This is a genomic window from Actinoplanes sp. NPDC049802 (genome assembly GCF_040656595.1).
Lineage (GTDB): Bacteria > Actinomycetota > Actinomycetes > Mycobacteriales > Micromonosporaceae > Actinoplanes.
The window spans coordinates 1-2,417 of sequence record NZ_JBFAMR010000173.1 but is presented as its reverse complement, the minus strand read 5'-3'; the positions used below and the strand labels follow the sequence as shown (position 1 = coordinate 2,417).

Annotated in this window: 1 protein-coding gene and 2 pseudogenes; 2 read left to right on the top strand and 1 reads right to left on the bottom strand. The window is 68.8% G+C overall.

Annotation, left to right across the window (positions count from 1 at the left end; translation table 11 throughout):
* Nucleotides 1–94 (top strand): annotated as a pseudogene (locus AB0I88_RS41185) (oxidoreductase); the annotation flags it as partial.
* A gap of 57 nt (nt 95–151) precedes the next feature.
* Here the strand turns inward: AB0I88_RS41185 and AB0I88_RS41180 are convergent.
* A pseudogene (locus AB0I88_RS41180) lies at nt 152–424 on the bottom strand (gamma-glutamylcyclotransferase family protein); the annotation flags it as partial.
* A gap of 621 nt (nt 425–1,045) precedes the next feature.
* On the opposite strand from AB0I88_RS41180, the gene AB0I88_RS41175 reads away from it, so the two are divergent.
* A complete protein-coding gene (locus AB0I88_RS41175; protein WP_361037729.1) occupies nt 1,046–2,185 on the top strand; it encodes an endo-1,4-beta-xylanase in 1,140 nt (379 codons plus the stop codon).
* Nucleotides 2,186–2,417 lie beyond the last annotated feature (232 nt).

The following is a 2,417-nucleotide window of genomic DNA, read 5'->3' as shown; positions in this document are numbered from 1 at the left end:
GGTGCGTACGCCGGAGGACGCCCTCTACGCCGACGAACTGCGCCGCCGCGGTCGTGAGGACGCCGGGCTGGACGTGCGGTTCGTCTACACCCGCACGCTGGACGTACACCCAGGCCTTGCCGCCGGACGCCAGCGGCGCCTGCACCCGGTGGTAATCGTCCACCTCGTAGTCGTCGGCCCGCAGCAGCTCCGCGTCGGTCACCTCGAAGGCCGAGCCGTCCACGACATCGGCCGGGTCGCCGGTCGGCGCCAGGATCGGGTGGAAGGCCTCACCGCTGACCGCGAGCACGCCCGGATCGGTGATCGCGACGCGGTCCAGCCGGAACCCGGCGATCCGGTCCACCCGGCCGTCGAGCCGGCGCCCGAAGACGCTCGTCTGCACGGCGGGGTCACGCAACGTCCCGTAGGAGAACAGCAGAGGCATGATCGAAGCCTAGCCGTCACCGTGGCGACACGGGCTCCTCCCGGTTGCGAAAATTCCGGAATCAGACCGTAAGTTCAGGCGGAGTGTTAGACCTTTGACGAGCGATGCGAGGGTGCTGACGGCGACATTTCCCCGATGGTCGACGGCGACATTCTCCGAAACTTTCGATGTTTCGAGCGATAGTGCCGGTCGGTGCATCGTCCCTGCTCGCCCGCTCGCGTACCGAACCGGAACCAGCCTGGACAATGCCCACGGCACTCATTAACGGCAGCCCGGGGTAGCAATTCCCGACCCTTCCGCAATGCGATTCCATGCACTTGTACGCCTCCTCGGAAAAGGCTTTCAAAATCGACCGAGAGAACCTCGCGCGACGTTGCCATACGGGCTCCGTGGTGCCTCCACAACCTCGCTACCAGCGAGCATGGCCTGCTCGCGTGGTCCTGACGGAGCGTGGCGGCGGCCGGAAAGGCGGGCTCGGCGGCCGGGCGAAATCTTCATCGACGTATTGACGACGCCAATTCTGCGGGCTTAGCGTACGGGTTGTTTGACGCTCCCTTGCGCGCGTGATCACGTCCGGATCGCGCGTGCACCCTTTGTTTTCTGAAAACCCAGGAGTGACCTTTGACGAAGGCATCCCGCGTCGCGGTGGCCGTCCTCGCCGCATCGACGCTCCTCCCCATCGGCGTGCAGCCGGCCCAGGCCGCGAGCAACACCGGCTCGGCGTCCGCCGGCCACGGCGGGCACCCCGACGTGCCACTGCGCCGCGTCACCCCACGCGACCTGCGGATCGGCACGGCCGTCGCGGGCGGCGGCCACCACCTCGAGCAGGACTACCCGGACCCGTTCACCTACGACAAGCCGTACCGGAAGGTTCTGGCCCGGGAGTTCGACTCGGTCTCGCCGGAGAACCAGATGAAGTGGGAGTTCATCCACCCCGAGCGGAACCGGTACAACTTCGGCCCCGCCGACGCGATCGTCCGGTTCGCGCGCCAGCACGGCCAGGCCGTCCGCGGGCACACGCTGCTCTGGCACAGCCAGAACCCGGCCTGGCTGGCCGAGGGCGAGTTCAGCAAGGCCGAGCTGCGGGCGATCCTCAAGCAGCACATCTTCACCGTGGTGGGCCGCTACCGGGGCCAGATCCACCAGTGGGACGTCGCCAACGAGATCTTCAACGAGAACGGCGAGTACCGGCAGGAGAACATCTTCATCCGGGAACTCGGCCCCGGCATCGTGGCCGACGCCTTCCGCTGGGCCCACCGGGCCGACCCGAAGGCGCAACTGTTCCTCAACGACTACGGCGTGGAGTGGCCCGGCGCCAAGGTCGACGCCTACGAGGCATTGGCCAGGCAGTTGCTCGCCGACCGGGTGCCGCTGCACGGGTTCGCCGCCCAGGCCCACCTGAGCATGCGTTACGGCGCGCCGGACCAGCTCAGCGGCGTTCTCCAGCGCTTCGACGACCTGGGCCTGCACACCGCCGTCACCGAGCTGGACGTCCGCATGGACCTGCCGGAGGGTGGCGTCCCCACCGCCGACCAGCTGACCACCCAGGCGCGGTACTACAAGACCGCCCTGGACGCCTGCCTGGCCGTCGACGACTGCAACTCGTTCACCCTGTGGGGCTTCACCGACAAGTACTCGTGGGTGCCGGTCTTCTTCCCCACCGAAGGCGCCGCCACCGTCATGTGGGACGACTTCACCCCCAAGCCCGCCTACTACACCGTCCGCCAGACTCTGGCCGAAGCCAGGCACGACGGCCGCTGACCGATCGTCCCGGCCGCCGCTGCCCGGGCGGCCGGGACGATCGCTGCCCGTAGGGACGGGACGGTCGCTGCTGTCCGCCGGGTTGATCGCTGCCTCGCCGGGCGGGACGCCGCGGCCCGGGCAGAGCCGGGACGATCGAACCCGGCTGGCCGTGGGCGCTGTCCCGGCGAGTGGGTGTCGCTCGGCTACTTCCGCATCACCAGCGTGGAGCAGGACGATGCGTCCGGCGGCC